Here is a 24,924-nt window from a genome sequence, read left to right on the forward strand (position 1 = left end):
CCGCCCTCCGGGAGCCCGTCTGCGGCGACGCGCTAGAGCTGGCTCTTGTCACGCTTGGTGAGGTCGTACTTGCCCGCGATGGAGTTCCACAGGCCCGCCGCGGTCTCCTTCGCCCTGGTGGCGTCGCCGCTCGCCTTGTTGCCCTCGGAGGCGTTGCGGGTCGTCTTGGCCTTGCCGTCCTTGCACTTGTCGCCGTCGGACTTCATGTCGTTCGCCCAGGCCGCGTAGCTGTTGTCGGCCTCGGCGGAGGACTTCCACGCCTTGGTGAGGGCCGCGGTCAGCTTCGCGTCGTTCGGGAGCTTGTCCACCTTCAGCTCCTGGAGCCGGGTCACCAGCTCATCGCGCTGCCGGGCCGCGTCGCGCAGGTCGGTGGCCGCCTGGTCCAGGTTCCTGCAGCCCTTGATGTCCTCGACGGCCTTGATCACCGAGGCCCGGCTGTCGTTGCTGTCCGCGAGGAGCTTGTCGAGCTGAACGGCCTGCGGCTGCGCGGGATCCAGCGGAGCCTCTCCCTTGTCCGCGGCGGAGCTGCCGGGGGTGGGGGTGGGCGCCGTGGCGGCCGGGTCGTTGTTCTGCGCCTTGCCGTCACCGAGCACCGCGCCGACCCCGAGCCCGACGACGGCCAGGCCGATGACGACGGCGGCGATGATCGCGGGCGAGACCTTGCGGGGGGCGGGGCCGGGCGGCTCCTCCTGGTAGTACGGCGGCGGCTGCTGCTGCTGGTACTGCTGCTGCGGCGGCGGCGCGTACTGCTGGTGCTGGGGCTGCTGCGCGTACTGCTGCTGGTGTTGCTGGTGTTGCTGCTGCTGCGGATGCGGGCGGCGCGGCTGCTGGGGGAGCACCGGCTCCTGGACGGGGGGCAGCAGTGCCGTGTCCCCCCGGAACATCCCGTCGAAGCCGGCGGCGGGATCGGCGGGCGCGGCCGGAACCGGCGCGATGTACTGCGTCGCGGCCTCCTCGTACGAGGGGGCGGCCGGGACCGGCGGAATGTACTGGGTGGCGGCCTCGTCGTACGAGGGGGCCGCGGGGACCGGCGGTATGTACTGGGTGGCGGCCTCGTCGTACGAGGGGGCCGCGGGGACCGGCGGTATGTACTGGGTGGCGGCCTCGTCGTACGCCGGGGCCGCGGGGACCGGCGCGATGTACTGCGTCGCGGCCTCCCCGTACGAGGGGGCGGCCGGAACCGGCGGAATGTACTGGGTGGCGGCCTCCGGCAGCGGCGGGTAGCCGTAGCCGTGCGGGTCGCCGGGGCCCTCGTAGCCGGGGCCGACCACGTACCCCTGGGGGTAGCCGTAGGAGGGGCCGCCGGGTGCGGGGTAGCCGTAGGAGGGCGGGCCCTGCAGGAACTCCGGCTCCCCGCCGGGCTGCGCGGGCGGCTCCGCCGGCGGCTGTGCGGGCACGGGCGGGCCCCACGGCACGCCTCCCTGCGGGCTGCCGCCCTGTCCGCTCTCCGTCACCGGAACTCCCTCTCCGACCTGTCCGCGTCTACGGAACCGTCGGCTCACGCTACCGGTCCCCGTCGAGTTTGACAGGGTCGCCCCGGAGTCCGTACAACCCTCGGGGCCGTCCGGGAGTCCAACGCGTGCAGTCGTTGATCACACGTGACACGCGGGGGATTCCGGTGAACAGTTTCAAGAGGACCATGACGGCCGTCGGTACGGCGGTCGTGCTCACGGCCGTGGGTGCAGTGACCGCCCCCGCAGCGAGTGCGGCCCAGCGGGCGGTTTCGGCGTCCGCCCCGGACACCAAGGCCCTGCAGAGCTCGGTGCAGGACGCCTACATCCGCACGCGGGGGAACCAGTTGGTCGTCTACCTCAACGAGGGCGTGAACTCGTATCCGTACCGGGTCGACGTGCGCCGGGCGGGCACCGACAAGGTCGTCGCCGTGGTCGACGACCTCGAGGCGTGGGAGGTGAATCCCGACCCGGCGGGTCCGGACCAGGGCTATGTGTACGAGGGCGTGAACCAGCCGCTCGTCCTCGACGACATGACGGACTACGAACTGGACGTGTACGCGAAGGACTCCCAGGGCAACGAGCTGACCCGCCGCAACGCCGGACGGTCCACCTACGCGTTCGACGCCAGGATCGAGGCGAAGTCCAGTCAGCAGGAGTTCTCGCTGGACGACCTCGACACCCAGGTCACCGGCACGGTCACCGCGGTCCACCCCCGTACCGGGGAGCGGTTGCCGCTGGCCGGCGCGAGGGTCCGCGCCCGCCTCGGGGAAGGCTGGGCCGACGGAGTCTCCGACGCCCAGGGGAAGTTCTCCATCCCCGTCGCCGCCCGCGGCACCGAGAAGACCCTCCCGCACACCGTGTCCCTGGCGGACGGGGACACCGAGCTGTCCGTGACGGCTCCGGCGAAGATCCGGGCCCAGAAGTCCACGTTGACCCTGTCCACGACGGCGCCCCTCACCGTGCGGTACGGGACCGGCGCGCCCCTGCGCGGCAAGCTCACCCGCCGGGCGGACGACGGCACGGTCAAGCCCGCCGCCGGCCGGACCGTGGCCGCCTCGGGAATCGCGCAGGCACAGGCCTCCACCGGCGCCGACGGCAGCTACACCGTCTCGCCCCGGGTCCTCACGACCGGTCCTCTGAACGTGTCCGTCGACGACGCCTGGCTGCTGGGGGACGGCACGCGCTACGCGACCGTCACGAGGATCACTCACACGACCATGGTCGTCGAGGAGAAGGTGGTCGCCACCGACAGGTACGGCAAGCTGACGATCAGCGGCACGGTCCGGGTCGACGGCTACACCACCCAGCAGGCGCCGATCGAGATCCAGTACAAGCACTACATGGGCCAGTGGGTCACCCGTCAGTCCTTCGTGGTGCCCTTCGGCAAGACCTTCACCGTGAACGTCAGCCCGCCGAGCAACCAGACGACCACCCAATGGCGGGTGCACACGCCGGGCACGGTCAACATCGGCCCCAGCACCGGCACCGTGGTGCTCGGTCCGACGCGCACCCTGACCCGGTTCAGCAGTGTGCGGGTAGGACCGCGCCCCGTGGCCAAGGGGCAGCAGATGTTCGTCGCCGGAACCCTGAGCAGGAAGACCCCCTCCGGCGAGTACGCGGGCTACGCCGGCCAGAAGGTCCGCTTCTACTTCCGGCCCGACAAGTCCACCGTGTGGCAGGAGATGGGCACCGCCGTCACCCGGGAGAACGGAGCCGTGGGCAAGAAGTTCACCGCGCAGACCACCGGCGACTGGCGCATCCGCTTCGTCGACACCGACTCCGGTCACCTGGCCACGACCAGCTCTTACCAGCGCCTCGAAGTCACCGGCTGACCCCGGCCGCATCGGACGGCCCGCCGCCCCCGGGGCCCGGGCCCCGGGTCAGCCGACCGGCTCCAGGCGGGCCGTGAACTCCCGCGCCGCCGGTTCCTCCCGGTACGGGTCCAGGCGGGTGCGGAAGTCCTCCAGGTACACCGCCCCGCGGTTGGAGCGGATGCCCGACAGGACCTCCGCCGCCTGCGTGGCCGTCTGGCAGGCGGCCTCCACCTCGCGCTGCTGCACCCGCGCCGCCGCCAGCAGGAGCAGGCCGATCGCCCGGCGCCGCGCCTTGCCCGCCGGGAGGTCCCGCAGGGCCTCCTCCGCGCGTTTCGCCGCCGCGTCGGCCTGCCCCAGGTCCCGGTGGCAGTGCGCCAGTTCGTCGGCGAGGTACGCCCCGTCGAAGTGCCGGATCCACTCCGGGTCGTCCCCCGACTCCGGCTCCGCCCGCTCCAGCGCGGTGATCGCCCGCGAGGACAGCACCGCCGTCGACCGCGCGTCACCGAGGAGCGCGTGCCCGCGCGCCTCCGCCGCGTAGAACATCGCCTCCACCCGGGGGGTGACCTGGCCCCGCGTGCCCTCCTGGGCGGCTCTGGCCAGCTGCGCGATCTCCCTCGGGTTGCCCAGCTCCGCCGCCAAGTGACTCATCGACGCCGCCAGGACGTAGCCCCCGTACGCCCGGTCGCCCGCCGCCTGTGCGAGCCGCAGGGCCTGGATGTAGTAGCGCTGGGCGAGGCCCGGCTGGCCGGTGTCCACCGCCATGTAGCCCGCCAGCTCCGTGAGGCGGGCGACCGCCGCGAACAGCGCCCGGCCGACGGGCTCCCGGTACGAGCCGCCGATCAGGCCGGAGACCACCGAGTTGAGGTAGTGCACGACCACCGGGCGCACGTGCCCGCTGCCGAAGCGGTGGTCGAGCTCCTTCAGCGCCTGCGTGGTGGCCCGTACCGCCTCCACGTCCGACATCCCGACCCGTGAGCCGCCGCTGCGCGCGACCTGCGCGTCGGCCCCGGTGATCAGCCAGTCGCGGCTCGGCTCGACCAGCGCCGAGGAGGCCACGCTCGACCCCGAGAGGAAGTCGCGCCGGCCCACGTCGCTCCGCCACAACTCGCTGACCTGCTCGATCGCGCCGATGACGGTCGGGGAGAACTGCAGGCCTACCCCGGAGGCGAGGTTCTTGCCGTTGGCCATGCCGATCTCGTCGATGGTGACGGTCCGGCCGAGCTTGCGGCCCAGCGACTCGGCGATGATCCCGGGGGCCCGGCCGCGCGGCTGCTGGCCGCGCAGCCAGCGGGCCACGGAGGTCTTGTCGTAGCGGAGGTCGAGACCGTGCTCGGCCCCGCACATGTTGACGCGCCGGGCGAGCCCGGCATTGGAGCACCCGGCTTCCTGGATGAGCGCCTGCAGCCGTTCATTCGGCTGGCGGGCGACGAGAGGCCTGGCTGCCATGAAAACCCCCAGAGACGCGGGTGATCGTTCGAATGATCACTTCCCGCCTGATGTGCGGGGAATCTTCCCCATTGCGTCCTGTCGCTACCCACCTCCGGCGCCCCGGCCTCCTACGCGCCCCCCGCGATGCACCGATGCGCCCCGTATGCAGGATCGATGCTCCGCAGCCCGGGCGGTTTACGCCCGTAACCCCCGGTGACCGCAAGAGTTGTGTTGCACGTGGAAGAGACCATCGGAGTCACGGAGACCGCGCCCATCCCCCTGCAGCGCAGTGAGCCGCTGCTGGACCATGCCGTGCGGTACACGGAAGAACGGCACTGGGATGTCTTCGCCGGCACCTGGCTGGAGTCCGGCGACGGGCGGGAACAGTGCTCGTGCGGGAGCCCCCAGTGCCCGGCGCCCGGCGCGCACGCCGCGGGGAAGGACTGGGCCTCGCAGGCCTCGGGCAGCGCCGTGCAGGTCAGGCGGCTCTGGGGCAAGAACCCGAAGGCCGCCATCCTGCTGCCCACCGGCCGGACCTTCGACGCCCTCGACGTCCCGGACGCGGCCGGCTTCCTGGCACTGGCCCGGCTCCAGCGCATGCAGCGCACCCTCGGACCGGTGATCGCCAACCCGGCGGGACGGATGCTGTTCTTCGTCCTGCCCGGCGCCGGGGCCAAGGTGCCCGACCTGCTGCGCAAGATCGGCTGGCAGCCGGCCCAACTCGACCTGGCCGCGCGCGGCGAGGGCGAGTACGTGGCCGCGCCGCCGACCCGCATCGGCGGACGCGGTTCGGTGCAGTGGGCGCAGCCGCCGACGGCCGCGAACCGGTGGCTGCCCGACGTGGAGGAGCTGATCGACGCCCTGGCCTACGCGTGCGGCCGCGAGGCGGCGGCGGAACGGGCCCGGCGCACGGTGTGACGCCTGCCCGTCCTGCCCGTCCCGCTCGGCCCGCCCGTCCCTCCCGGCAGGCTCCGCCCCGCTCCGCTCCGTCCCGCTCTGACCAGCGGAGATCTCCGCGGGGAAACTCATGACATAAGTAACTGCTCCGCCTCTCCCCCTCCTCCTATGGTGAGAAAAGCAGGACACGGGGAACAGGACGAGAGGCAGGCGCATGCCGGACCAGGGCGTTGCGATGGGCGGGGCGGACGGAACGGGCGGCGGTGCAGGGCGTGCACCGGCCGCCGCGCCCGCCGTACGGGTCGAGGGTTTGTGGAAGCGGTTCGGCGAGCAGGTGGCCGTCTCCGGGATCGATCTGGAGCTCCCGGCCGGACAGTTCGTCGGCCTGGTCGGGCCGAACGGCGCGGGCAAGACGACCACGCTGTCGATGGTGACCGGACTGCTGCGCCCGGACATGGGCCGGGTGTTCGTCGCCGGGCACGACGTGTGGGCGGACCCGGTGGAGGTGAAGTCCCGGATCGGCGTGCTGCCGGAGGGGCTGCGGCTCTTCGAGCGGCTCTCCGGCCGGGAACTGCTCGGCTACATGGGCCGGTTGCGGGGGCTGCCGGGCAAGGAGACGGACAGCCGCGCCACACAGCTGCTGGACATCCTGGACCTGGCCGGTTCGCAGAACAAGCTGATCGTCGACTACTCGACGGGCATGCGGAAGAAGATCGGCCTGGCGGCCGCGCTGCTCCACAACCCCGAAGTGCTGTTCCTGGACGAGCCGTTCGAGGGCGTGGACCCGGTGTCCGCGCAGACCATCCGCGGAGTGCTGGAGCGCTACACCTCCTCCGGAGCCACGGTCGTCTTCTCCTCCCACGTCATGGAGCTCGTCGAGTCGCTGTGCGACTGGGTGGCCGTCATGGCCGCCGGCCGGATCCGGGCCGCGGGCCCGCTGGCCGACGTACGGGGCGACGCGCCCTCGCTGCAGGCCGCGTTCCTGGAGCTGGTCGGGGCGCAGGGCCGGGCCGCGGGCGAGTCCCTGGACTGGCTCGGCGGCGGGGCCGCGGCCAACGGCGGGAGCAACGGGGCGGGCGTCCGATGAGCACGCCGACGCCCACGCCCGCCGCCACGTCCGCGCAGGCTCCGGCGGCCGCATTCGGGTCCGCCACCTCCGCCGGTACCGCCGCTTCCGCTTCCGCGGCCGCCTCCGTCAACATCACCCCGATCTTCGTCCGCCTCAAGCTGTCCCTCCTGCGCAACGGGCTCAAGGGCTCCTCGATGCGCAAGGTCGCCTACTTCGGCGCCCTCGCCTTCGCGCTCGTCATCGCCTTCCTCGCCACGCTCGGCCTCACCGTCCTGCGCGGCAACGCGCACGCCGGCGCGGTCGTCGTCCTGCTGGCGGCGATCACGGCCCTGTGCTGGACGTTCGTTCCGCTGTTCTTCGCCACCGGCGACGAGACGCTCGACCCGACCCGGCTGGTCATGCTGCCGCTGCGCCCGCGTCCGCTCGTACGGGCCATGCTGGCGGCCTCGCTCGTCGGCATCGGTCCGCTGTTCACGCTGTGCCTGGCCGTCGGCTCGGTGATCGCCGTCGCCCGGGGCGCGGCGGGCGCGGTGGCCGCCGTACTGGCCGTACCGCTGCTGCTGGTCGGCTGCGTCGCGCTGGCCCGGGCGGTGGCCACCGCCAACGTCCGGCTGCTCACCAGCCGCAAGGGGCGCGACCTCGCGCTGCTCAGCGGCCTGCTGATCGCGATCGGCGCGCAGGTGGCGAACTTCGCCGCCCAGCGGCTGTTCCAGACCGGCGGCCCGGAAAAGCTGGAGCCGGCCGCGGCGATCGTGCGCTGGCTGCCGCCCGCGACGGCCGTCGGCATGGTGGACTCCGCGAGCGAGGGCTCCTACGGGATCGCGGCCGCCCAGCTCCTCATCACGGTCGCGGCCCTCGGCCTGCTGCTCTGGTTCTGGGAGCGCAGCCTGACCAAGCTGATGGTCACCCCTGACGGTTCGACGATCGCGGCCGCCAAGGAGAAGAAGAACCCGGCGGGCGGCGCCGCGGGCGGCGGCTGGTCGCTCCTGCCCGACGACCGTACGGGCGCGGCCGCCCAGCGCGTGCTGCGTTACATGGTGCGCGATCCGAAGACCAAGGCGGCGTGGGTGTCTGCCCTGGCGCTCGGCCTGATCATCCCGGTCGTCAACGCCGTCCAGGGCAGCGGCTCGGTGTACCTGGCCTGCTTCGCCTCGGGCATGCTCGGCCTGCAGATGTACAACCAGTTCGGGCAGGACACCTCGGCCTTCTGGATGGTCGCGCAGACCATTGCGAGCACCCGGGACGCGTACGTCGAACTGCGGGCCCGCGCCCTGGCCCTCGCGCTGGTCACCGTGCCCTTCACGGTGCTGGTCGCGGTGGTCACGGCGGGCCTGCTCGGCGACTGGGCCGGCCTCCCCGGCGCCCTGGGCCTGGCCCTGGCCCTGCTCGGCTCGATGCTGTGCACGGGAGCCCTGGCGTCCGCCCATCTCGCGTACTCGATCCCGACCGACGGCGCCTTCAAGAGCGTCGCCCCGGGCCAGGGCGCCCTGGCGTGGGCGGCCCTCCTCGGCGGCCTGCTCGCCTCGGCCCTGGTCAGCTCCCCGCTGATCGCCCTGGCCGTCTACTTCAGCTCCACGGACCAGAAGTCCCTGGCCTGGATCCTGCTCCCGCTGGGCGTGGCCTGGGGCGCGCTGGCCACCTGGGCCGGCCTGCGCCTCGCGGCCCCGACCGTGGTGCGCAAGCTCCCGGAGATCCTGCTGGCGGTCAGCAAGGGCTGACCGGCCGCCTACCGGCGGACGCAGCCGAAACGGGCCGTGGGCCTCCGCTCCCCTGGGGGCGGAGGCCCACGGCCCGTTCGCTTGCGAAGCCGGCGATCAGACGGTCGGGAACTTCGCCGTGAAGGCGTTGCCGACGCTGACCACGTCGTCGAAGCTGCGCTTGCCCGCGCCGAACTCGGAGCCCGCCATCGCCCGCTTCTTGCCGCCCACGATCTCCCAGACCGTGGCGCTGTTCGGGGAGAGCAGCATCGTGCCGTTGGCCGGGGCGGCCTTGGCGGCGGCCGCGGCCAGCCACCCGCCCGGGGTGCCGAGCAGCGGACGCTTGTCGTAGCCGAAGCCGGTGAAGTCGGCGTTGGTCAGGGGGACGGCCACGCCGCCGGCCATGACGTAGACGGTGGAGTCGGCGCCCGAGACCTCCTTGACGATGGAGCCGTTGGGCATCTGCCGGGTCGTCGCGGAGGCCAGCCAGTCGGTCGGAACACCCATCAGGGCCTGCTGGTTGTACCCGTTGGCGGTCCACTCGGAAGCCGAGATGTGCAGCGCCGCACCGTTCACGACCACGTAGCGGGAGGGGTCGTTGCCGGTCTGGTCCATCACCACGCGGCCGGTCGACACGGTCCGCTGCGCCGCGGCCTGCAGCCAGGCGGTCGGGACGCCGTAGTCGGCGCGGAGGTTGTAGCCGTTCTCGGTCCAGTCCGATGCGGAGATCGGCAGCGCGGCACCGTCGATGATCACGTACCGGTTGGCGCCGCCGGCCTGGTCGTGGACCACGGTGCCGGCGGGCGGGGCGCTGGGCAGCCCGTTGAAGGCGTTGGGGTCGACGACCACGACCTTGCCCAGGTCGTAGTGGTCCGGGGCGACGTCCGAGCCGGCCACCGGAACACCGGCCCCCGCGATCATCACCCGTACCTCCGGGCCGTTCGGCGACTTCACCAGGGTGCCGCTGGCCAGGGAGGAGGGAGCCGGGTAGGTCGGGGCGGTGGGGTACGGGTTCGCGTGGTCGGCTCCCAGGCCCGAGGCGGGGCCGCAGTGGGGCCAGGCGCCCTGGCCCTGCCCGGCCAGGATCTTCTCGCCGATCAGGATCTGCTGCTGCTTGGTCGCCTGGTCGGCGCGGGCGGCGTACTGCGTACCGCCGAAGGCACGCCAGGTCGGCATGGATATCTGCAGACCGCCGAAGTAGGTCCCGGTGCGGTCGATGATCTGCCAGTTCCCGCTGGCCTCGCACTGCGCGACCTTGTCCCAGGTCGCCACGGAAGCGGCGGAGGCGGGGGTGCTCGCGAGGAGCGGGGCGGCGAGGGCCAGCAGGGCGGTGGCGGCGGTGGCGAGTGCGGACTTCTTGCGGGCGGCGGCGGAGCGCATCGGAATTCCCTCGGGCAGCAGGTCTGGGTGTCGGCGGCGGAGCGGCCGGGACCGAGCCGCCCGGCCGTTTCGGGCCGGGCGGCTCAGGGGCGGTGCTCAGTGGTGGTGCTCAGCGGTGGTGCTCAGTGGTGGTGCTGGAAGCGACCGGGCTCAGGCGGTCGGGAACTTCGCGATGAAGGCACTGCCGACACCGACGACATCGTCGAAGCTGCGCTTGCCGGCACCGAACTCGGAGCCCGCCATGGCGCGCTTCTTGCCGTTCACGATCTCCCAGACGGTGGCGTTGTCCAGCGACTTGATCATCGTGCCGTTGGCGGGGGCCGCCTTGGCGGCAGCCGATGCCAGCCATGCGGCGGGGGCACCGTCCAGGGGGCGCTGGTCGTAACCGAAGCCGGTGAAGTCGGCGTTGGTCAGCGGTGCGGCGACGCCACCGGCCATGACGTAGACCGAGGCGGAGGCCCCGGAAGCGTCCTTGACGACGGTCCCGTTGGCGACCTGCTTGGTCACCGCCGAGCCGAGCCACTCACCGGGGACACCCATGAGGGACATCTGGTCGAAGCCGACGCTGGTCCACTCGGTGGCCGAGATGCCCACCGGGGTGCCGCCCACCATGACGTAACGGGAGGAGTCCGTGCCCGACTGGTTCATGACGACCGTGCCGGACTGCAGCGGCTTCGCCACGGCGCCCTTCAGCCACTCGGCCGGAACACCCATCAGGGTCTGCTCGTTGTAGTCGTTGGCCGTCCACTCCGTGGCCGAGATGTGCAGCGCCGAGCCGGCGACCATGACGTAGCGGGACGGGTCGGTGCCCGACTGGTCCATGACCACGATGCCGGTCGCCACCGTACGCTGGGCGGCAGCCTTCAGCCATGAGGTCGGAACGCCCATGTCGGCACGGGTGTTGTAGCCGCCGGAGATCCAGTCCGCACCGCCGATCTTCAGCGCGGCGTCACCGATGATCACGTATCGCTCCGCGCCACCGGCCTGGTCGTGGACCACGGTGCCCGACGGCGGGGCGCTCGACAGGGACCGGAAGGCCTGGTCGTCGATGGTGACGACCTTGCTCAGGTCGTACTTGTCAGGAGTGACGTCGGAGCCCGCCACCGCGAGACCGGCTCCCTTGATCATCACCTTGACGGACGGGCTGCTCGCCGACTTCACGAGCGTGCCCTCGGCCAGCGAGGCCGGGTTCGGGAGGGAGGGCGTCGAGCTGCCGGCCGGGGAGACGTAGCCGCTGATCGTCTGGCCCCACGGCCTCTCACCCACGTGCCACTTGGTGGTGGGGGCGGTGCTGACGTGGCCCGGCTTGCCACCCTGGTTGCCACCGGTGATGGTGACCGTGCTCCCGGATATCGCGGTCACCAGGGCCACGTGGTCGGCGTAGTTGCTGCCGTTGTAGTTGTAGACCACCGCGTCACCGACGTGCGGCGTGCTGGAGATCGTCCCGTACTTCTTGCCGTAGTCCATGAAGCTGGCCGCACGGTCGTCCAGGCTGGCCAGACCCGTGACCCCGTTGCGGGACCAGACCCAGCCGGCGAAGTCGGCGCACCAGGCATGGGCCGTGACGCCGCCGCGGCAGCTGTTGGTCTGGTTGGGGCCGCCGTCGTAACCACCGTGTGCACAGGCTCCGTTGCCGTTCTCGGCACGGGCGGTGGCGGAGATTCCATCGGTCAGCGGCGAGGCGCTGGCCGGGTTGGCGACCACCATGGTGAACGCCGTCGCCGCCAGGGCGGAGGTGGAGGCGATGCGGATGGCGATGGTCTTGATGGTGCGGGACATGGCGAAGCTCCTGATGGCGTGAAAGGAAGTGTGGTGTCGCTGCGGATTCCGCAGACGGGCCTGGTGAGGGCCGAAGAGTGGGGGCGCGCCGGCCGGGCGGTGGGACGGCTGCCCTGCAGGAGCAGCTGTCAAGCCGGTGGATGTGGCGCGCGGTGGAGCGGTTGGGCGGGTCAGGCGGTCTTGCGGTCAAGCGGTCCTGCGGTCAGGCGGTCCTGCGGTCCTGCGGTGAAGTTCGTGGGCCGCGACGGGGTGGCGCCAAGGGCGCTGCTCCCCCGGCGGCGGGGCCGGTTACTGTCAGCCGGTGGTGAGCTTGCCGACCGGTGCGGTCTGCCAGCCGGTGGTCGCGGTGATGCGGGTCTCGTCGGCGGCGGTGGCGGCGGCGGACTGGCCGGCCAGAACCGGGGTGATCGCGGCGAGGGCGAGGGTGGTGACCGCGGCGGCCTTGGCGAGGCGGGTGCGAAGCATGTGAGTGGTCCTTTGCGAAAGCTGGGATGAGTGGCCTTTCCGGTCTCACGTCCCGCGGTGACGTTTCCTCCGGTGTTGCCTTCGGGGCGGTGTTCCCTTCCGGCGATCACTACTTTCGTCGCAGGTCACGGCGGGTGGAAGGGCTTTCAACTGGACGGAACCGGACCTGGACCGTTCCGTCCAGCCCGTCCGGAAGCGGCCGCCAGGAGGTGCTCGTAGTACGGCGTGACCAGAGGCGCGCCGACGCGCCCGACGGTCCAGCCCCACAGGGCAGGCACCTCCTCGAAGGCGCGGCGGCACAGCGCCTCCGTACGCCGTTCCGCCTCGTTCAGGCTGTCCGCGAGCAGATAGACGCCGAGGGTCGGATCCGGCAGGGCGTGCGGATGCGCGGAAACGTGCTCCACCGGGCCACAGGCGTCGGCAGTGGCACTGGCACTGGCACTGGCACTGGCGAACGCGCGAATGAGTTCGCCTGCGTGCGGCGGGAGTTGAGCGCCGGGCGCGGGAGCGCGGAGGGCCGCGTGAACGAGGTACATGCACTCCACGATCCCGAATTCTTCACATCGGGCATACGCCTTGAAGGTGGACTCTTCGGTCCCTGGCCGGAAGCGGCCAAGGACCGCCGCGGCCCCTCGCTGGACCCCGCGTACGATGATCTTCAGACCCTGATTCACGGGGTACACAGGGGGGGAACCGCTGTGCTTGCAACTCTTGGCCTCGACGCGACCGCCGAGGCCGTCTACCGCGCCATGCTCGCGCACCCGCGCGACGGAGTGCGTGCTCTTGCCGCCCGTCTCGGCGTATCCGAGGCAGACATCCGCAGCAGTCTGGACCTGCTCAGCGAGCTGGCCCTGATCCGCCCGTCCTACGAACGGGCGGGAGAGCTCCACGCGGTCCCGCCCGAGGTCGGCATGGAGATCCTGATGGCCCGCCAGCAGGCGGAGCTCGCGGCGCAGCAACTGCGCATCGAGTCATCGCGCGCGGCCGCCGCCCAGCTGATCGCGGAGTTCGCCGATCTGAGCCCGGCCGCCTCCAGCCCAGGCGTCGAGCAACTGGTGGGCCTGGACGAGATACGGACCCGGATCACCGGCCTGGCGCACGCGGTCCGGTCCGAGCTGATGACGTTCGCACCCGGCGGAGGGCAACGGCCGGACACTCAGGAGGCCTCGAAGGCGAACGACCTCGCACTGCTGGACCGCGGCGTGCGGATGCGCACGCTGTACCAGGACAGCGTGCGCAACAGCCAGATCACCGTGGCCTACGCGACGTGGCTGGGCGAGCTCGGTGGAGAGGTGCGCACCGCCCCCGACCTGCCGACCCGGCTGATGATCTTCGACCGGACCACCGCCGTCATCCCGGTCAGCAACGAAGACAGTGGGGCGGGCGCGGTGGTCCTCACCGGCCAGGGAACGCTGACGGCGCTGTGCGCACTCTTCGAGAACGTCTGGTCGGCGGCGCGGCCCCTGGGCAGCATCCCCGAGGAGCGTGACGCGGAGGGGCTCAGCCCGCAGGAGACCACGGCGATTCGGCTGCTGGCGCAGGGCCTGACCGACGAGGCGATCGCCAAACGGCTCGCGGTCTCCCCGCGCACGGCCCGGCGGCTGGCCAACGGGCTGATGGAACGGCTGGGCGCCGCGAGCCGGTTCGAGTTCGGCGTCCGCGCGGTCCAGCGGGGCTGGCTCCCCGGCACGGAGTAGCGTCGAACGCGAGGCCGGCGCCTGGCCCGTGGGCGCCGGGCACCCCCTCGGGCGTTCCCTCCGGTGAACACGGTTCTAAAGCTGTGGAGCCAGGGCGGCGTCGGCTTCGGCCAGGGCCGACTCGCCCGCGCTCAGGGAGTCGTAGACGAAGTGGACGCCTGCCTCCTCGATGCCGCAGTACTGCGAGATGCCCACGCGCAGGAGGCGGTCCACCGGCTCGTCCCAGCCGAGCTCCTTGAACTTCGCCTCCGGGTAGCTCACCAGCGGGATCCACACCATCCGCTTGCCCTTCAGGAGCGGGTGGCTGCGGCCGTAGGCGAAGCCGTTGTTCCAGACCCGGTCGATCCAGCCCTTCAGGACGGCCGGGAGGCCGAACCACCAGAGCGGGAAGACCACGACGAGGATCTCGGCGGCGGCGATCCGGTCCATGTGGGCCCGGGTCTCGGCGGAGTACTCCTTGTCGGGGTCCGACCAGTCCGGCTCGTCCTCGGTGCCCATCCGGGGGTCGAAGCCCTCGGCGTGCAGATCGAGTACGTCGACCGTGTGGCCGGAGGCCTCCAGCCGGGCCACGGCGCGGCGGGCGAGCTGGGCGGTCAGGGAATCGCCGCGGGGGTGGGCCAGGACGACCAGGGCGGCGCTCATCGGGCATCGGTGGTGGCCGTGGTGCTCGTGGTGCTCGTGGTGGCTGTGGTGGCCGTGGACGCCTTCGCGGCGGCGGCTTCCGGGGAGAGCCGGACCAGCATCTTGCCGGTGTTCGCGCCGCGCATCATGCCGAGGAAGGCCTCCGGGGCGTGCTCGATGCCGTCGACGACGGTCTCCTCCGTGCGCAGGCTGCCGTCCGCCAGCCATCCCGCCGCCCGGCCGATCCATTCCGGGAACAGGTCGAAGTGGCTGGAGACGAGCATCCCGCGCAGGGTCACCTCGCGGGCCGCGGCCCGGAAGAGGTTGTCGGGGCCCACCGCCGGCGCGGTGGCGTTGTAGCCGCTGATCGCGCCGACCATGGCGATCCGCCCGCCCTGCCGCATCGCGCCGATGGCCGCCTGGAGGTGGTCGCCGCCTACCGCGTCGAGGTAGACGTCGATGCCTTCGGGGGCCGCCTCGGCGAGCTGGCCGGCCAGGTCGCCCTGGCGGTGGTCCACGGCCGCGTCGTAGCCGAAGCGGTCCAGCAGCTTCCTCGTCTTCAGCGGGCCGCCGGCCGAGCCGATCACCCGGGAGGCGCCCAGGCGCCGCGCCAGCTGCCCGGCGACGCTGCCGACCGCGCCGGCGGCGGCGGAGACGAAGACGACGTCGCCCTCCTTGACCGGGGCGGTGCGGGTCAGTGCCGCGTACGCCGTCAGGCCCGTGGTGCCGAGCGGACCGAGGTACGAGGACTGCGAGCCGATCGCGGGATCCACGACGGTGGCGGCGGCCGCGTCGAGGACCGCGTACTCCCGCCAGCCGAGGAAGTGCGAGACGGTCGCCCCGACCGGCACCGCCGCGGAGCGGGAGGCGACGACCTCGCCGATCGCGCTGCCTTCGAGGGCCGTACCGAGGGCGAAGGGCGCGATGTAGGAGGGGGCGTCGTCCATCCGGCCCCGCATGTACGGGTCCACGGACATCCAGGTGTTGCGGACCAGGATCTGGCCTTCGGCGGGCTCCGGAACCTCGGTGGCGACCAGGTCGAAGTGGCGCGGGCCCGGCTCGCCCACGGGGCGGGCGGCGAGGCGGATCTCGCGGGAAGAGGTCCTCGTGGTGTTCGCGGTGTTCGTGGCGTTCGTGGTCATGTGACCGTTCCTTCCGGTGTGTTCCCGTGACCGCTCGGTCGGGGTCACGGGAACACCATGTCCGGGGGCGCGCACGGGCCGCGCACGCGTCACGCACGGGGTCGGGGGCGGGGTTGCCCACTGCGCCGGGTCTTCTCCGCTCACAGCGTTCTGACGGGCAAGAAGTAACGTTGCGGCATGCGTTTCGAGGTGCTGGGGCCACTGACCGTCCGCACGGATGACGGGACTCCCGTACCCGTTCCCGAGGCGAAGGTACGGGCCCTGCTCGCGGCCCTCCTCGTACGCGACGGCCGGCCCGTGCCGGTGGACCGGCTGATCGAGGACCTGTGGGGCGAGGCGGGCGACGCCGCGCCCGGCAACCCGGGGAACACCCTCCAGACCAAGGTCTCCCAGCTCCGCCGGACCCTCGCCAAGGCCGAGGACGGCGCACGCTCTCTCGTCGCGTACGGTCCGGCGGGCTACGCCCTGCGCGCTCCGGCTCGGGCCGTGGACGCGGACTGTTTCACCGAGCTGGCGGCGGCCGCGCGCAAGGAGGCGGAGCCGCGGGCCCGGGCGGAGCTGCTGACGCGGGCGCTCGGGCTGTGGCAGGGGGAGGCCTACGCCGACTTCCGGGACGCCGGCTTCACGCAGGCGGCGATCGCCCGGCTGGAGGAACAGCGGATCACCGCGTACGAAGACCTGGCCGAGGCCCGCCTCGAACTCGGCCAACACCAGCAGCTCGCGGACGAGTTGGCCGGCCCCGCCGCGGCCCACCCGCTGCGCCAGCGGCTGCGCGGCAGCCAGATGCGGGCGCTGTACCGCGCCGGCCGCCAAAGCGAGGCCCTCGCCGTCTACGCGCACCTGCGCGAGCTCTTCGCCGAGGAACTCGGCATCGACCCCGGAGCCGAACTCGCGGCCCTGTACGAGGCCATCCTGCGCCAGGACCCCGCGCTGGGCGCGACCGCGCGGCCGGGCCCGCCGGAGCGGTCGGCCCGGGGGGGCCGGGCGTACGGGGGCGGCCGGGCGTACGGGGACGGCCGGGCCCACGGGGACGGCCGGGCCTACGGGGGCGGCGGCAACCTGCCCACGCCCGTCAGCTCCCTCGTGGGCCGCGAGGAGGCCGTCGCCCGGGTGTGCGCGGCGCTCGGGGCGGGCCGGCTGGTGACGCTGTGCGGGCCCGGCGGCGTCGGCAAGACCCGGCTCGCGCTGGCCGCGGCGGCGCGGCTGGAGGAGGCCCACCCCGACGGGGTGTGGTTCGTGGAACTCGCGGGCACACAGGGCACGTCGGTCGCAGAGGCGGTGGCCGCCGCGATCGGGATGCGCGAGGACGACGCGGGCGGCGGCTCCGTCGAGGAACGGCTCGCCGAGACGTTGCGGCGGCGCGCGGCACTCCTCGTACTCGACAACTGCGAGCACCTCCTCCCGGCCGCCGCGGCCCTCGCCGAACGGCTCCTGCGCCGCGCCCCCGGCCTGCGCGTCCTCGCCACCAGCCAGGAGCCGCTCGCGCTCTCGGGCGAGGTGATCGAGGCCGTCGCCCCGCTCGCGCAGGCCCAGGCCGTGGAACTGTTCGCGGCCCGCGCGGCCGCCGCCGCCCCCGGCTTCGCCCTCGGCCCCGCCACCGCGGAGGCCGTGGCCCTGATCTGCCGCAGGCTGGACGGGATCCCGCTCGCGCTGGAACTCGCCGCGACGCGGGTACGGGTCCTGGGGGTGCAGGCACTGGCGGAACGCCTGCACGACCGCTTCCGCCTGCTCAACCAGGTCCGTCGCGACGCCCCGGCCCGCCAGCGCACCCTGCGCGCGACGATCGACTGGAGCTGGGAGCTGCTCTCCCCGGCGGAGGCCACGGTCCTGCGCCGCCTGTCGGTGTTCGCGGGTGGATTCACCGTGGAAGCGGCCGAGGCGGTGTGCGCGGACGAGGACCCTCGGGGCGGCGGCTCGGGTGACCCGGTCGCCCGTGACGACGTGCTCGATCTGCTCACGCGGCTCGTGGACTGCTCGCTCGTGGCCTCCGCGTACGGGGACTCCGCGTACGGGGGCTCCGCGTACGGGGGCTCCGCATACGGAGACTCGCGGCTGCGGCTGCTGGAATCGGTGGCGGCGTACGGGCTTGAGCGGCTCGACGCCGCCGGGGAGACGCGCGCGACCCGGCAGCGGCACGCGGAGTACTACACCGGGTTCGCCGAGCGCGCGGCCGCGCGGCTGCACGGGCCCGGGCAGGGCGAGTGGCTGCGGCGGCTCGACCGGGAGGGCCTCAACGCCCGGGCCGCCCTGGAGCACACGGGGGCCGGTGAGCTGGCGCTGCGGCTGGTCGGTGCGCAGTCCTGGTACTGGTTCCTGCGCGGCCGGATCCAGGAGGCCACCGAGGCCACCCGAGCGGCCGGGGCCACGGCCCTGCACGCCGCCTTCGCACTGCTCGGCGGGGACGACAGCCACCTGGGCGGCGACTTCTCGGCCGCCGACCTCCGGGGACAGTGGCTGCTGACCTACGCCCGGTGCGGTTTCGGCTCCGGTGTCAGGGAGGACGAAGTCACCCCTCTCCCCGCCCGGTTCCGCGAAAGCGGCGACCGATGGGGCGAAGCGGTCGCGCTGCTCACCCTCTCGACGCGGGCCATGTACGACGGCGACCTGGCGGAACTGCGCCGCAACGCGGAGGCGGCGGCCGCGGTGTTCACCGAACTCGGGGACCGCTGGGGCCAGTTGCAGACCTCGGAGCAGCTCGGCATCCTCGCCGAGGTGACCGGGGACTACGAGGCCGCGGCACGGCTGCACGAGGACGGCGTACGGGACGCGCAGGAGCTGGAGTTGTGGACGCACGCCTCCTTCCGGCTGGCCCGGCAGGGCCGCATCGCGCTGCTGACCGGCGACCTGGCGCAGGCGGCCGCGCTGCACGAACGGGCCCTGCGGCTGGCGGAGGAGCAATGCCACCGCCCGGCGGAGCAGTTCGCGGCGATCGGGCTCGCCCTGGGCGCGCGGCGAGGCGGCGACCTGGACGGCGCCGAGGCGTGGCTGCGGCCGTGGCTCGACTGGAACCGGCGTCTCGGTGTGGACTCCGGAGCGGCGCTGGTCCTCGCGGAGCTGGGCTACGTCGCGGAGTTGCGGGCCGATCCGGCCGCGGCGGAGTCCCTGCACCGGGAAGGCCTCGCGGCGGCCCGCCGCTCGGGGGACCCCCGAGCGCTCGCCCTGGCCCTCGAAGGCCTGGCGGGGATACTCCCGCCTGCCCGGGCGGCCTCCCTGCTGGGCACGGCGACGGCCCTGCGCGCCTCGGTGGGCACCCCGCGCCCCCGGGCGGAACGCACCGACACCGACCGGGCGACGGCCCGGGCCCGCGCGGCCCTGGGCCCGGAGGCCTTCGCGACCGCCTTCACCACGGGCGAAGCCCTCCCCCTGGTGGAACAACTCGCCCTCCTGGACGGCCCGTGACCACCCGCTCCACGACAGCGGGCGGCGCGGCACCGACGCTGCCCTCCGACGTCGCCGAAGCGCTGGCGGTCCCCCTGGGGGCGGAGGACGCGGTCCACCGTGCGCTCCGCCTGCAAGTGCCGCGCCTCCGGGCGACCGGGCGCTACTCGTGCGGCTACGGCACGACGTACTTCGACCTGGATACGGAAGGGGTGACGGTGGCTCCGCTGCCTGCCGGGACCGTGGTGGCGGCCGAGGCCCAGCTGTACGACACGGCCGAGGACCGCATCGCCGATGTCCTGACGTTCGCTCGGAACGGTTGGCCGGCCCGGCCGGAAGTCTGCTCCTGGAGCGACGAACCCGTCACGCTGACCGCAACGCTGCGAATGCTGCGCTCGTAGGCGCGCGAACCCCTCCGGCCGACCGGGTGACCACCGACGCCCAACTGGTGGCGGCCATTCGCCGGCGGCTCTCTGCCAACGGTCGCCCTCCGGCTGCCACATGGCTCCCGACAGGACCCCCAAGGCCCACACGGGCCCCGCAGGGGCGCAGGGAAGCCGGCGTACTCAACAGCCGCCCCGCACCGGCCCACTGGGCCCCGTAAGGCCCCACCGGGCCCGCGGGAGCAACGGGGCGGCAGGGCGCCAGCAAGGGCCCTGCCCAACAGCAGCCCTCCACCGGCCCGGCCGGGGCCCCGCCAGGCCCCGTAAGGCCCTCAGGGGCCCGCAGGGGCGATGGCGACGGGCACGGGGCCCGGCCCCGCAGCCGCCCCACCTGGCGGACCACCGAGTCCCACCGGGTCCCACGGGGCGCGCCCGCCCCGCCCTCACGCCGATGCCTTGATGCCCTCCAGGAACGGCTCCACCGCGGCTCGCCACGCCGTCGGGTGGTCGTAGTGGAGGTAGTGGCCGGCGTCCGGGATCTCCGCGTACTGTCCGGCCGGCAGGACGCGGACCATTTCCTGGGCCTCGGCCCGGCCCAGCTCGCCGTCCAGGCCGCGGACGACCAGCGTCGGGCAGCGCACCTGGGCGAGCTCCTCCCAGTGCGCGTCGTGCACCCACGTCTCCCGCGCGGTCAGCATCTGGCGGCGCGAGAACAGCGGGCGCCAGCCGTCGTCGGCCTCGTGCATCACCTCCGCGAAGAACTCGCCCCGGCCGGGGTCCGGGCGCTCCACCCGCGGGTCGTCCTCGCCGAACCAGCGCCGTGCGGCGTCCTGGGTCGGGAACGGCAGCGGCCAGTGCCGGAACCATTCCTCCCACTCCTGCTGCGAGGCCTCCCCCAGCGCGGACGCCCGCATGTCGCAGATGACGAGGGCCGCCACGAGGTCGGGGCGGCGGGCCGCGAGCTGCCAGGCGGTGAGGGCGCCCATGGAATGGCCGATCAGTGTCACCGGCGCGAGGCCGAGCTGCTCGACGGCCGCCTCGGCGTCGGCCACGAAGGCCTCGCGCCCGTAGGCGACGGAGCTGCCGGGGCCGGCGGTCGGCGGGCGCTCGCTCTGGCCGTGGCCGCGCTGGTCGAGGGCCACGACGCGGCGGCTCGCGCCGAGCCAGCGTGCGGTGCCCGTCCAGTGGAAGGCGCGGCCCATCAGGCCGTGCAGTAAGAGGGCCGCGGGCTCGCCCGACGGCGAGTGCGGCGGATGCGTCGACGGCGTCGACGGCTCAGACTCCGCGGCCGCTGCGCAGAACTCCCAGGCCGCCAGGCGTACGCCGTCGGCCCCCGTCACATCGAGGCGTCGTACCACCGCAGATGCACCCCCTTCGCTCCCGGCCACAGTATCGAACCCGTATTCGAAAACGGGGTTCTCGCCGACAACACCGCTCTTTCGAGTGACCTTGCTCAAGGATTGACCGCCGCTGCCGATGGAGATCCTTTCAACAGGGAGGCGGGCCGCTCGGGGAAGACGGTCCGAAGGGATGACCTTGAGAGCTCGGGGCTCCAGGTCAAGCAGGGGAGGACCGGTCCCGGCGCCGTAAAGGCGCCGGGACCATCCATACAGATCCTCACCGGTCCACACCGACCGACACCAGTCGGATTCGCTCGCACTGGCGACCCGATCGAACGCCCGTGCGTCAGCCTGCCGAAGACCCCCCAACCCCTCCGTCCGTCAGCGCTTCGCCACGAACACGTGGGACGCGATGTCGGCATCCAGCTCCGCGGCCTCGCCCCCACTGCCGACCAGCACACCGCCGGGCGACTCGGTCACGCTGACCACCGAGCCGGGCTGCACGCCCGCCCGCCGCAGCGTGTACATCAGCTGCGCGTCCGTCTGGATCGGCTCACCGATCCGGCGGATCACCACGGTCTTGCCCTCCACGCCCGGGTCCAGCTCGGAGAGGCTGACCATGCCCTCCTCCAGGAACGGATCGGCCTCGGCCTTCTCGCCCAGCTCCTCCAGCCCCGGGATCGGGTTCCCGTACGGCGATTCGGTCGGGTGGCGCAGCAGCTCCAGTACCCGCCGCTCCACCGCCTCGCTCATCACGTGCTCCCAGCGGCAGGCCTCGGCGTGCACCTGCTCCCACTCCAGGCCGATGACGTCGACGAGCAGACACTCGGCGAGGCGGTGCTTGCGCATCACGCGCGTCGCCAGCTTGCGCCCCTCGTCGGTCAGCTCCAGGTGCCGGTCGCTGGCGACGGCCACCAGGCCGTCGCGCTCCATCCGCGCCACCGTCTGGCTCACCGTCGGACCGCTCTGATCGAGCCGCTCGGCGATACGGGCGCGCATGGGGACCACACCTTCCTCTTCCAGTTCGAGGATGGTGCGGAGGTACATCTCCGTGGTATCGATCAGTCCGGACATTCGTGCCCCTCGGATTGCGTGCGCTGGCCCTGCCCCCAATTCTGACCCATCACGCCGACAACCGTCCCGTGTAGGACGTCAAGGGCCGTTCCGGACTGCCCGGAAACGCCCCCCGAGCCCCTCCGGGCACCTCTCATTACGCCGCCCACCGGGCCTTTCGCCCCTTGGATGGAAGTTCGTATTGACACGCCCTTGGTCCAGACCGCACGGTGAGCGGCGGACACGGACGACAACCTCACCCACTCCCACCCCGGAAGGCCATCGGCGTATGAGCGAGAGCAAGCTGGCCGGTCAGTTCTTCGACGCCGCGATCGGTCTGCTGGAGCGGGTACGGGACGAGGAGTCCGCCCGCATCAACGAGGCCGGAACCGTCATCGCGGACGCCGTGGCCGCCGGGAACAAGCTCTTCGCCTTCGGCGCCGGGCACTCCTCCCTCCCCGCCCAGGACGTGGTCTACCGGGCCGGCGGGCTCGCCCTGATGAACTTCCTCGCCGTCCCCGGCACCGCCGGCATCGACGTCATGCCCGCCACCCTCGGCAGCGCCCTGGAGCGCGTCGACGGGCTCGCCGGCGCGGTCCTGGACAGCAGCCCGGCCAGTGACGGCGACGTCCTCGTGATCATCTCCCTCTCCGGACGCAACGCGCTGCCGGTCGAGATGGCCATGAACGCCCGCGCGATCGGCCTCAAGGTCATCGGCGTCACCTCCGTGGCCTACGCGACCGGCACCAAGTCCCGCCACGTCTCCGGCACCTTCCTCAAGGACCACTGCGACATCGTCCTCGACAGCAAGATCGCGGTCGGCGACGCCGAGCTCACCCACGAGGGCATCGAAGCCCCCTTCGCCCCCGCCTCCACCGTCGTGACCAGCGCGATCATGCAGGCGGTCATGGCCGCCGCGGCCGGCGAGCTCGTCGCCCGCGGGGTCGAACCGCCGCTCCTGCGCTCGGGCAACGTGGACGGCGGCCACGAGTGGAACGGCCGCGTCATGCAGCAGTACGGCGACCGCATCTTCTTCCGCCACTAGGCCGTCTCTTTCGCCCGCGGGGCGCCTCAGCGCCCCGCCAGGTCCAGGTCCAGATCCGCCGCGACGCGGGCCGCCACCTCCTCCGCGTACGCCGCGTCCGCGCGCTCGAAGGCGGCCCGGGACGGCCCCCGCAGGAACGTCAGCGTCCCCAGGCTCCGGCCCCGGCTGCGCAGGACCGTGCACAGGGCGTGCGCCGCACCCTCGGGCCAGCGCCGGGCACCCGCCCACGCCCCGTCGGCCTGCCCGAGCGGCGCGCTCGTCCGCACCGACCCGGCCCGGTCCAGCGCCTGCAGCGCCGGGTGACCGGCCTCGTAGCGCACCGGGATCACCCCGGGCTCGGGGAGCCCCGGCAGGCCGGGCGGGGACGCCGCCCAGCGCAGCAGCCGCGCGGGCGCAGGGTCCCGTAGCGGCTCCAGTACGTCCACCAGCGCGTGCTCGGCGAAGCCCGCCAGGGCGAACTCCAGCCGTACGGCCGCCGCCTCGGCCGGGTCCTCGCACTCGGCGGCGGCCCGCCCGGCCCGATACAGCTGATGGGACCGGAACCGCAGCTGCGCCGTGTCCAGCTGCGCCTGGCGGGCCTCGGTGACGTCCTGGAACAGCAGCGCGACCCCGAGCGGTACGGGTTCCTCCGCGAGCGGCGACGCCAGGCGCAGGAACCCGCACCGCCAGCACCGCCGCCGCACGCCCTCGGGCCCGCGCACGGACACCCACAGCTCCGCCGGCGCCGGAGGCGCGCCTTCGGCCAGTACGTGCTGCAGCGCCCCCTCCAGCTCCTCCACCCCCTGCGCCAGCAGCTCCCCCAGCGGCCGCCCGAGCAGCACGGTGCGGCCGGAGCCGAAGGCCCGGGCGGCATGCGCGTTGACCACGGCCGGGCGCAGGTCCACGTCGACGAGCACGACTCCCCAGGAGGCGTCCTCCATCAGCGCCTCGCTCAAGGCGATGGAACGCTCCAGGTCGATCTGCGCGTGCACCTCGCTGAAGGCGCAGTACACCCCGGCCGGCTTCCCGTCGGCGCCCGGCACCCCCGCGGACTGCGTCCGCACGAGCACCCGCCCGCCGTCCTTGGTCAGCAGCGCGAACTCGTGCACCTGCCGCCCCGGCACGTCTTGCGCGGCCATGAGTCTGTCCTGCACGTCCTGCGCGTCGGCGGGCCGCACGGCCCACCCCGCGAACCCCTTGCGCCCCACGGCCTCGATCGCCGACCACCCCAGAATCCGCTCGGCCTCGCGGTTCCAGTGGGTGATCACGCCATCGGCATCGAACGCGCACAAGGCCGCGTCCATCCCGTCCAACAGCGCTGCGAGCAGATCGTCGGCGGTCTCATCACGTCCGGATGCAGGCACCTGGGCCCCCTACAGGTGTTCGCGTGTGCGGCACGTCACGTCATTGAACTGGAACGTGACGCAGCCCACACCCACTTCCCGCAATCATCCCGGTATGTCCGAGACCGCGGGCAGCCGGTCGGCCTGGTGGGGGCCGCGATACCGGGAGTATGGTCTCTTGTATGGCGACCAAGAAGATCACGGTGACGATCCCCGAAGAGCTCCTTGACGAGATCCGCACGGAAGCGGCGGAGCGGGGCCTGTCGGCGTACGTCGCCGAAGCGCTCCGGTTCAAGCGCGAGCGGGACCGGTTGCGGGAACTGGTCGACTGGCTGGAGGAGGAGCACGGCCCGGTCACCGAGGACGAACACACGGCCGCGCTCGCGGACCTGGAGGATCTCGACGCAGAGCACGAACGTCGCCGCGCTACGGGAGGGCACCAGGCCGGAGAGGCCGCGTGACGCGGACCGGCGAGCGCGGGCAGCCACCGCTGCGCGTCTTCGTGCTCGACTGCGAAGCGCTGTCCCTGGCCGTGCGTGGCGACCGGAAGATGATCGCCCTGCTGGACATCGCCTCCCGGGGCGGGGCCGAGGTGGTGACGTCTCCGATGACGCTCGTCGAGGCGTACGACGGGAGGACCACCGAGCAGCGCTGGGACTGGGTCCTCTCCCGACTGAAGGTCGCCGACGTCGGGAAGGACGAGGCCCGCCAGGCCCGCCGGCTGCTGGCGGACACCGAGCTGCACGGCCACAAGTACGCCATCGACGCGGTGCTCGCCGTCATCGCGCGCCGGCAGAAGGGGCAGGTCACCGTCTTCACCTCGGACGTGGGCGACCTGGAGCGGCTGGTCCCGGACTCGATCGTCGTCAAGAAGGTATGACACGGCGGCTCCGGAGAGCCCAGGACATGCCTGCGAATTCGCCCCCGAAATTCGGTTGAGCGCGATCTGCGGGGGTGCCT

21 protein-coding genes are annotated in these 24,924 nt (G+C 72.9%); 10 read left to right on the plus strand and 11 right to left on the minus strand.

What is annotated here, in order from left to right:
- Positions 1–32: 32 nt before the first annotated feature.
- Positions 33–1,454 carry a hypothetical protein gene (locus OG247_RS19095; protein WP_327253394.1) on the minus strand — a complete coding sequence of 474 codons (1,422 nt, stop codon included), beginning with the start codon at positions 1,452–1,454 and terminating at the stop codon, positions 33–35.
- Between the two features lie 164 nt (positions 1,455–1,618).
- Between OG247_RS19095 and OG247_RS19100 the strand changes: the two genes are divergently transcribed.
- Complete coding sequence (locus OG247_RS19100) at positions 1,619–3,286, plus strand: hypothetical protein (protein ID WP_327253395.1); 1,668 nt, start codon at positions 1,619–1,621, stop codon at positions 3,284–3,286.
- Between the two features lie 48 nt (positions 3,287–3,334).
- On the opposite strand, the gene OG247_RS19105 is transcribed toward OG247_RS19100, so the two are convergent.
- Positions 3,335–4,714, minus strand: a complete 1,380-nt coding sequence (locus OG247_RS19105; RefSeq protein ID WP_327253396.1) for a transcriptional regulator — start codon at positions 4,712–4,714, stop codon at positions 3,335–3,337.
- Between the two features lie 210 nt (positions 4,715–4,924).
- On the opposite strand from OG247_RS19105, the gene OG247_RS19110 reads away from it, so the two are divergent.
- The 3 genes from OG247_RS19110 (at position 4,925) to OG247_RS19120 (ending at position 8,380) form a co-directional block, all read left to right on the plus strand.
- Positions 4,925–5,614, plus strand: a complete 690-nt coding sequence (locus tag OG247_RS19110) for a bifunctional DNA primase/polymerase (RefSeq protein WP_327257538.1) — start codon at positions 4,925–4,927, stop codon at positions 5,612–5,614.
- Between the two features lie 193 nt (positions 5,615–5,807).
- On the plus strand, positions 5,808–6,680 hold the full coding sequence (locus tag OG247_RS19115) for an ABC transporter ATP-binding protein (RefSeq protein ID WP_442813337.1): 873 nt from the start codon (positions 5,808–5,810) through the stop codon (positions 6,678–6,680).
- The gene (locus tag OG247_RS19120) at positions 6,677–8,380 is read left to right on the plus strand and encodes a transporter (RefSeq protein WP_327253397.1); all 1,704 of its coding nucleotides are present in this window, start codon (positions 6,677–6,679) and stop codon (positions 8,378–8,380) included. The genes OG247_RS19115 and OG247_RS19120 overlap by 4 nt, the downstream gene beginning before the upstream one ends.
- Positions 8,381–8,476: 96 nt before the next feature.
- Here OG247_RS19120 and OG247_RS19125 read toward each other — a convergent pair whose 3' ends face one another.
- The 4 genes from OG247_RS19125 to OG247_RS19140 all read right to left on the minus strand — a co-directional run bounded on the left by OG247_RS19125 (position 8,477) and on the right by OG247_RS19140 (position 12,519).
- Entirely contained in the window at positions 8,477–9,739 is a 1,263-nt protein-coding gene (locus OG247_RS19125) for a transglycosylase family protein (protein ID WP_327253398.1), read from the minus strand.
- Positions 9,740–9,889: 150 nt separating this feature from the next.
- On the minus strand, positions 9,890–11,518 hold the full coding sequence (locus OG247_RS19130) for a CHAP domain-containing protein (protein WP_327253399.1): 1,629 nt from the start codon (positions 11,516–11,518) through the stop codon (positions 9,890–9,892).
- A gap of 294 nt (positions 11,519–11,812) precedes the next feature.
- On the minus strand, positions 11,813–11,983 hold the full coding sequence (locus OG247_RS19135; RefSeq protein ID WP_327253400.1) for a hypothetical protein: 171 nt from the start codon (positions 11,981–11,983) through the stop codon (positions 11,813–11,815).
- 146 nt (positions 11,984–12,129) lie between these two features.
- Positions 12,130–12,519, minus strand: a complete 390-nt coding sequence (locus OG247_RS19140) for a hypothetical protein (protein WP_327253401.1) — start codon at positions 12,517–12,519, stop codon at positions 12,130–12,132.
- Between the two features lie 162 nt (positions 12,520–12,681).
- Here OG247_RS19140 and OG247_RS19145 point away from each other — a divergent pair, with 162 nt between their 5' ends.
- On the plus strand, positions 12,682–13,680 hold the full coding sequence (locus OG247_RS19145; RefSeq protein ID WP_327253402.1) for a helix-turn-helix transcriptional regulator: 999 nt from the start codon (positions 12,682–12,684) through the stop codon (positions 13,678–13,680).
- A gap of 75 nt (positions 13,681–13,755) precedes the next feature.
- Here the strand turns inward: OG247_RS19145 and OG247_RS19150 are convergent, their stop codons facing one another.
- Complete coding sequence (locus OG247_RS19150; protein WP_327253403.1) at positions 13,756–14,322, minus strand: NAD(P)H oxidoreductase; 567 nt, start codon at positions 14,320–14,322, stop codon at positions 13,756–13,758.
- Complete coding sequence (locus OG247_RS19155; RefSeq protein WP_327253404.1) at positions 14,319–15,443, minus strand: NADP-dependent oxidoreductase; 1,125 nt, start codon at positions 15,441–15,443, stop codon at positions 14,319–14,321. The genes OG247_RS19150 and OG247_RS19155 overlap by 4 nt, the downstream gene beginning before the upstream one ends.
- 177 nt (positions 15,444–15,620) lie before the next feature.
- On the opposite strand from OG247_RS19155, the gene OG247_RS19160 reads away from it, so the two are divergent.
- Positions 15,621–18,842 (plus strand): BTAD domain-containing putative transcriptional regulator, encoded by a 3,222-nt coding sequence (locus OG247_RS19160; RefSeq protein WP_327253405.1) that lies wholly within the window; start codon positions 15,621–15,623, stop codon positions 18,840–18,842.
- On the plus strand, positions 18,839–19,222 hold the full coding sequence (locus OG247_RS19165) for a hypothetical protein (RefSeq protein WP_327253406.1): 384 nt from the start codon (positions 18,839–18,841) through the stop codon (positions 19,220–19,222). The genes OG247_RS19160 and OG247_RS19165 overlap by 4 nt, the downstream gene beginning before the upstream one ends.
- 425 nt (positions 19,223–19,647) lie before the next feature.
- On the opposite strand, the gene OG247_RS19170 is transcribed toward OG247_RS19165, so the two are convergent.
- Positions 19,648–20,562 (minus strand): alpha/beta fold hydrolase, encoded by a 915-nt coding sequence (locus OG247_RS19170; protein ID WP_327253407.1) that lies wholly within the window; start codon positions 20,560–20,562, stop codon positions 19,648–19,650.
- Between the two features lie 363 nt (positions 20,563–20,925).
- Positions 20,926–21,618 (minus strand): metal-dependent transcriptional regulator, encoded by a 693-nt coding sequence (locus OG247_RS19175; RefSeq protein ID WP_266907595.1) that lies wholly within the window; start codon positions 21,616–21,618, stop codon positions 20,926–20,928.
- A gap of 268 nt (positions 21,619–21,886) precedes the next feature.
- Between OG247_RS19175 and OG247_RS19180 the strand changes: the two genes are divergently transcribed.
- The gene (locus OG247_RS19180) at positions 21,887–22,642 is read left to right on the plus strand and encodes an SIS domain-containing protein (protein ID WP_327253408.1); all 756 of its coding nucleotides are present in this window, start codon (positions 21,887–21,889) and stop codon (positions 22,640–22,642) included.
- Between the two features lie 26 nt (positions 22,643–22,668).
- Here OG247_RS19180 and OG247_RS19185 read toward each other — a convergent pair whose 3' ends face one another.
- On the minus strand, positions 22,669–23,925 hold the full coding sequence (locus tag OG247_RS19185) for a PAS domain-containing protein (protein WP_442813636.1): 1,257 nt from the start codon (positions 23,923–23,925) through the stop codon (positions 22,669–22,671).
- A 221-nt stretch (positions 23,926–24,146) separates the two neighbouring features.
- Here OG247_RS19185 and OG247_RS19190 point away from each other — a divergent pair, with 221 nt between their 5' ends.
- Together OG247_RS19190 and OG247_RS19195 are read left to right on the plus strand one after the other, a co-directional pair.
- Complete coding sequence (locus OG247_RS19190) at positions 24,147–24,425, plus strand: CopG family transcriptional regulator (RefSeq protein ID WP_327253410.1); 279 nt, start codon at positions 24,147–24,149, stop codon at positions 24,423–24,425.
- Positions 24,422–24,844 (plus strand): hypothetical protein, encoded by a 423-nt coding sequence (locus tag OG247_RS19195; RefSeq protein ID WP_327253411.1) that lies wholly within the window; start codon positions 24,422–24,424, stop codon positions 24,842–24,844. The genes OG247_RS19190 and OG247_RS19195 overlap by 4 nt, the downstream gene beginning before the upstream one ends.
- The last annotated feature ends 80 nt before the right edge of the window (positions 24,845–24,924 follow it).

The sequence above is a fragment of the Streptomyces sp. NBC_01244 genome (assembly GCF_035987325.1).
GTDB lineage: Bacteria > Actinomycetota > Actinomycetes > Streptomycetales > Streptomycetaceae > Streptomyces.

Excerpts from the sequence above, each read along its gene's own strand:
- OG247_RS19105 (WP_327253396.1), bottom strand. The coding sequence starts at position 4,714 with ATGGCAGCCAGGCCTCTCGTCGCCCGCCAGCCGAATGAACGGCTGCAG.
- OG247_RS19115 (WP_442813337.1), top strand. The coding sequence starts at position 5,808 with ATGCCGGACCAGGGCGTTGCGATGGGCGGGGCGGACGGAACGGGCGGC.
- OG247_RS19120 (WP_327253397.1), top strand. The coding sequence starts at position 6,677 with ATGAGCACGCCGACGCCCACGCCCGCCGCCACGTCCGCGCAGGCTCCG.
- OG247_RS19125 (WP_327253398.1), bottom strand. The coding sequence starts at position 9,739 with ATGCGCTCCGCCGCCGCCCGCAAGAAGTCCGCACTCGCCACCGCCGCC.
- OG247_RS19130 (WP_327253399.1), bottom strand. The coding sequence starts at position 11,518 with ATGTCCCGCACCATCAAGACCATCGCCATCCGCATCGCCTCCACCTCC.
- OG247_RS19135 (WP_327253400.1), bottom strand. The coding sequence starts at position 11,983 with ATGCTTCGCACCCGCCTCGCCAAGGCCGCCGCGGTCACCACCCTCGCC.
- OG247_RS19140 (WP_327253401.1), bottom strand. The coding sequence starts at position 12,519 with ATGTACCTCGTTCACGCGGCCCTCCGCGCTCCCGCGCCCGGCGCTCAA.
- OG247_RS19150 (WP_327253403.1), bottom strand. The coding sequence starts at position 14,322 with ATGAGCGCCGCCCTGGTCGTCCTGGCCCACCCCCGCGGCGATTCCCTG.
- OG247_RS19155 (WP_327253404.1), bottom strand. The coding sequence starts at position 15,443 with ATGACCACGAACGCCACGAACACCGCGAACACCACGAGGACCTCTTCC.
- OG247_RS19160 (WP_327253405.1), top strand. The coding sequence starts at position 15,621 with ATGCGTTTCGAGGTGCTGGGGCCACTGACCGTCCGCACGGATGACGGG.
- OG247_RS19175 (WP_266907595.1), bottom strand. The coding sequence starts at position 21,618 with ATGTCCGGACTGATCGATACCACGGAGATGTACCTCCGCACCATCCTC.
- OG247_RS19180 (WP_327253408.1), top strand. The coding sequence starts at position 21,887 with ATGAGCGAGAGCAAGCTGGCCGGTCAGTTCTTCGACGCCGCGATCGGT.
- OG247_RS19185 (WP_442813636.1), bottom strand. The coding sequence starts at position 23,925 with ATGGACGCGGCCTTGTGCGCGTTCGATGCCGATGGCGTGATCACCCAC.
- OG247_RS19190 (WP_327253410.1), top strand. The coding sequence starts at position 24,147 with ATGGCGACCAAGAAGATCACGGTGACGATCCCCGAAGAGCTCCTTGAC.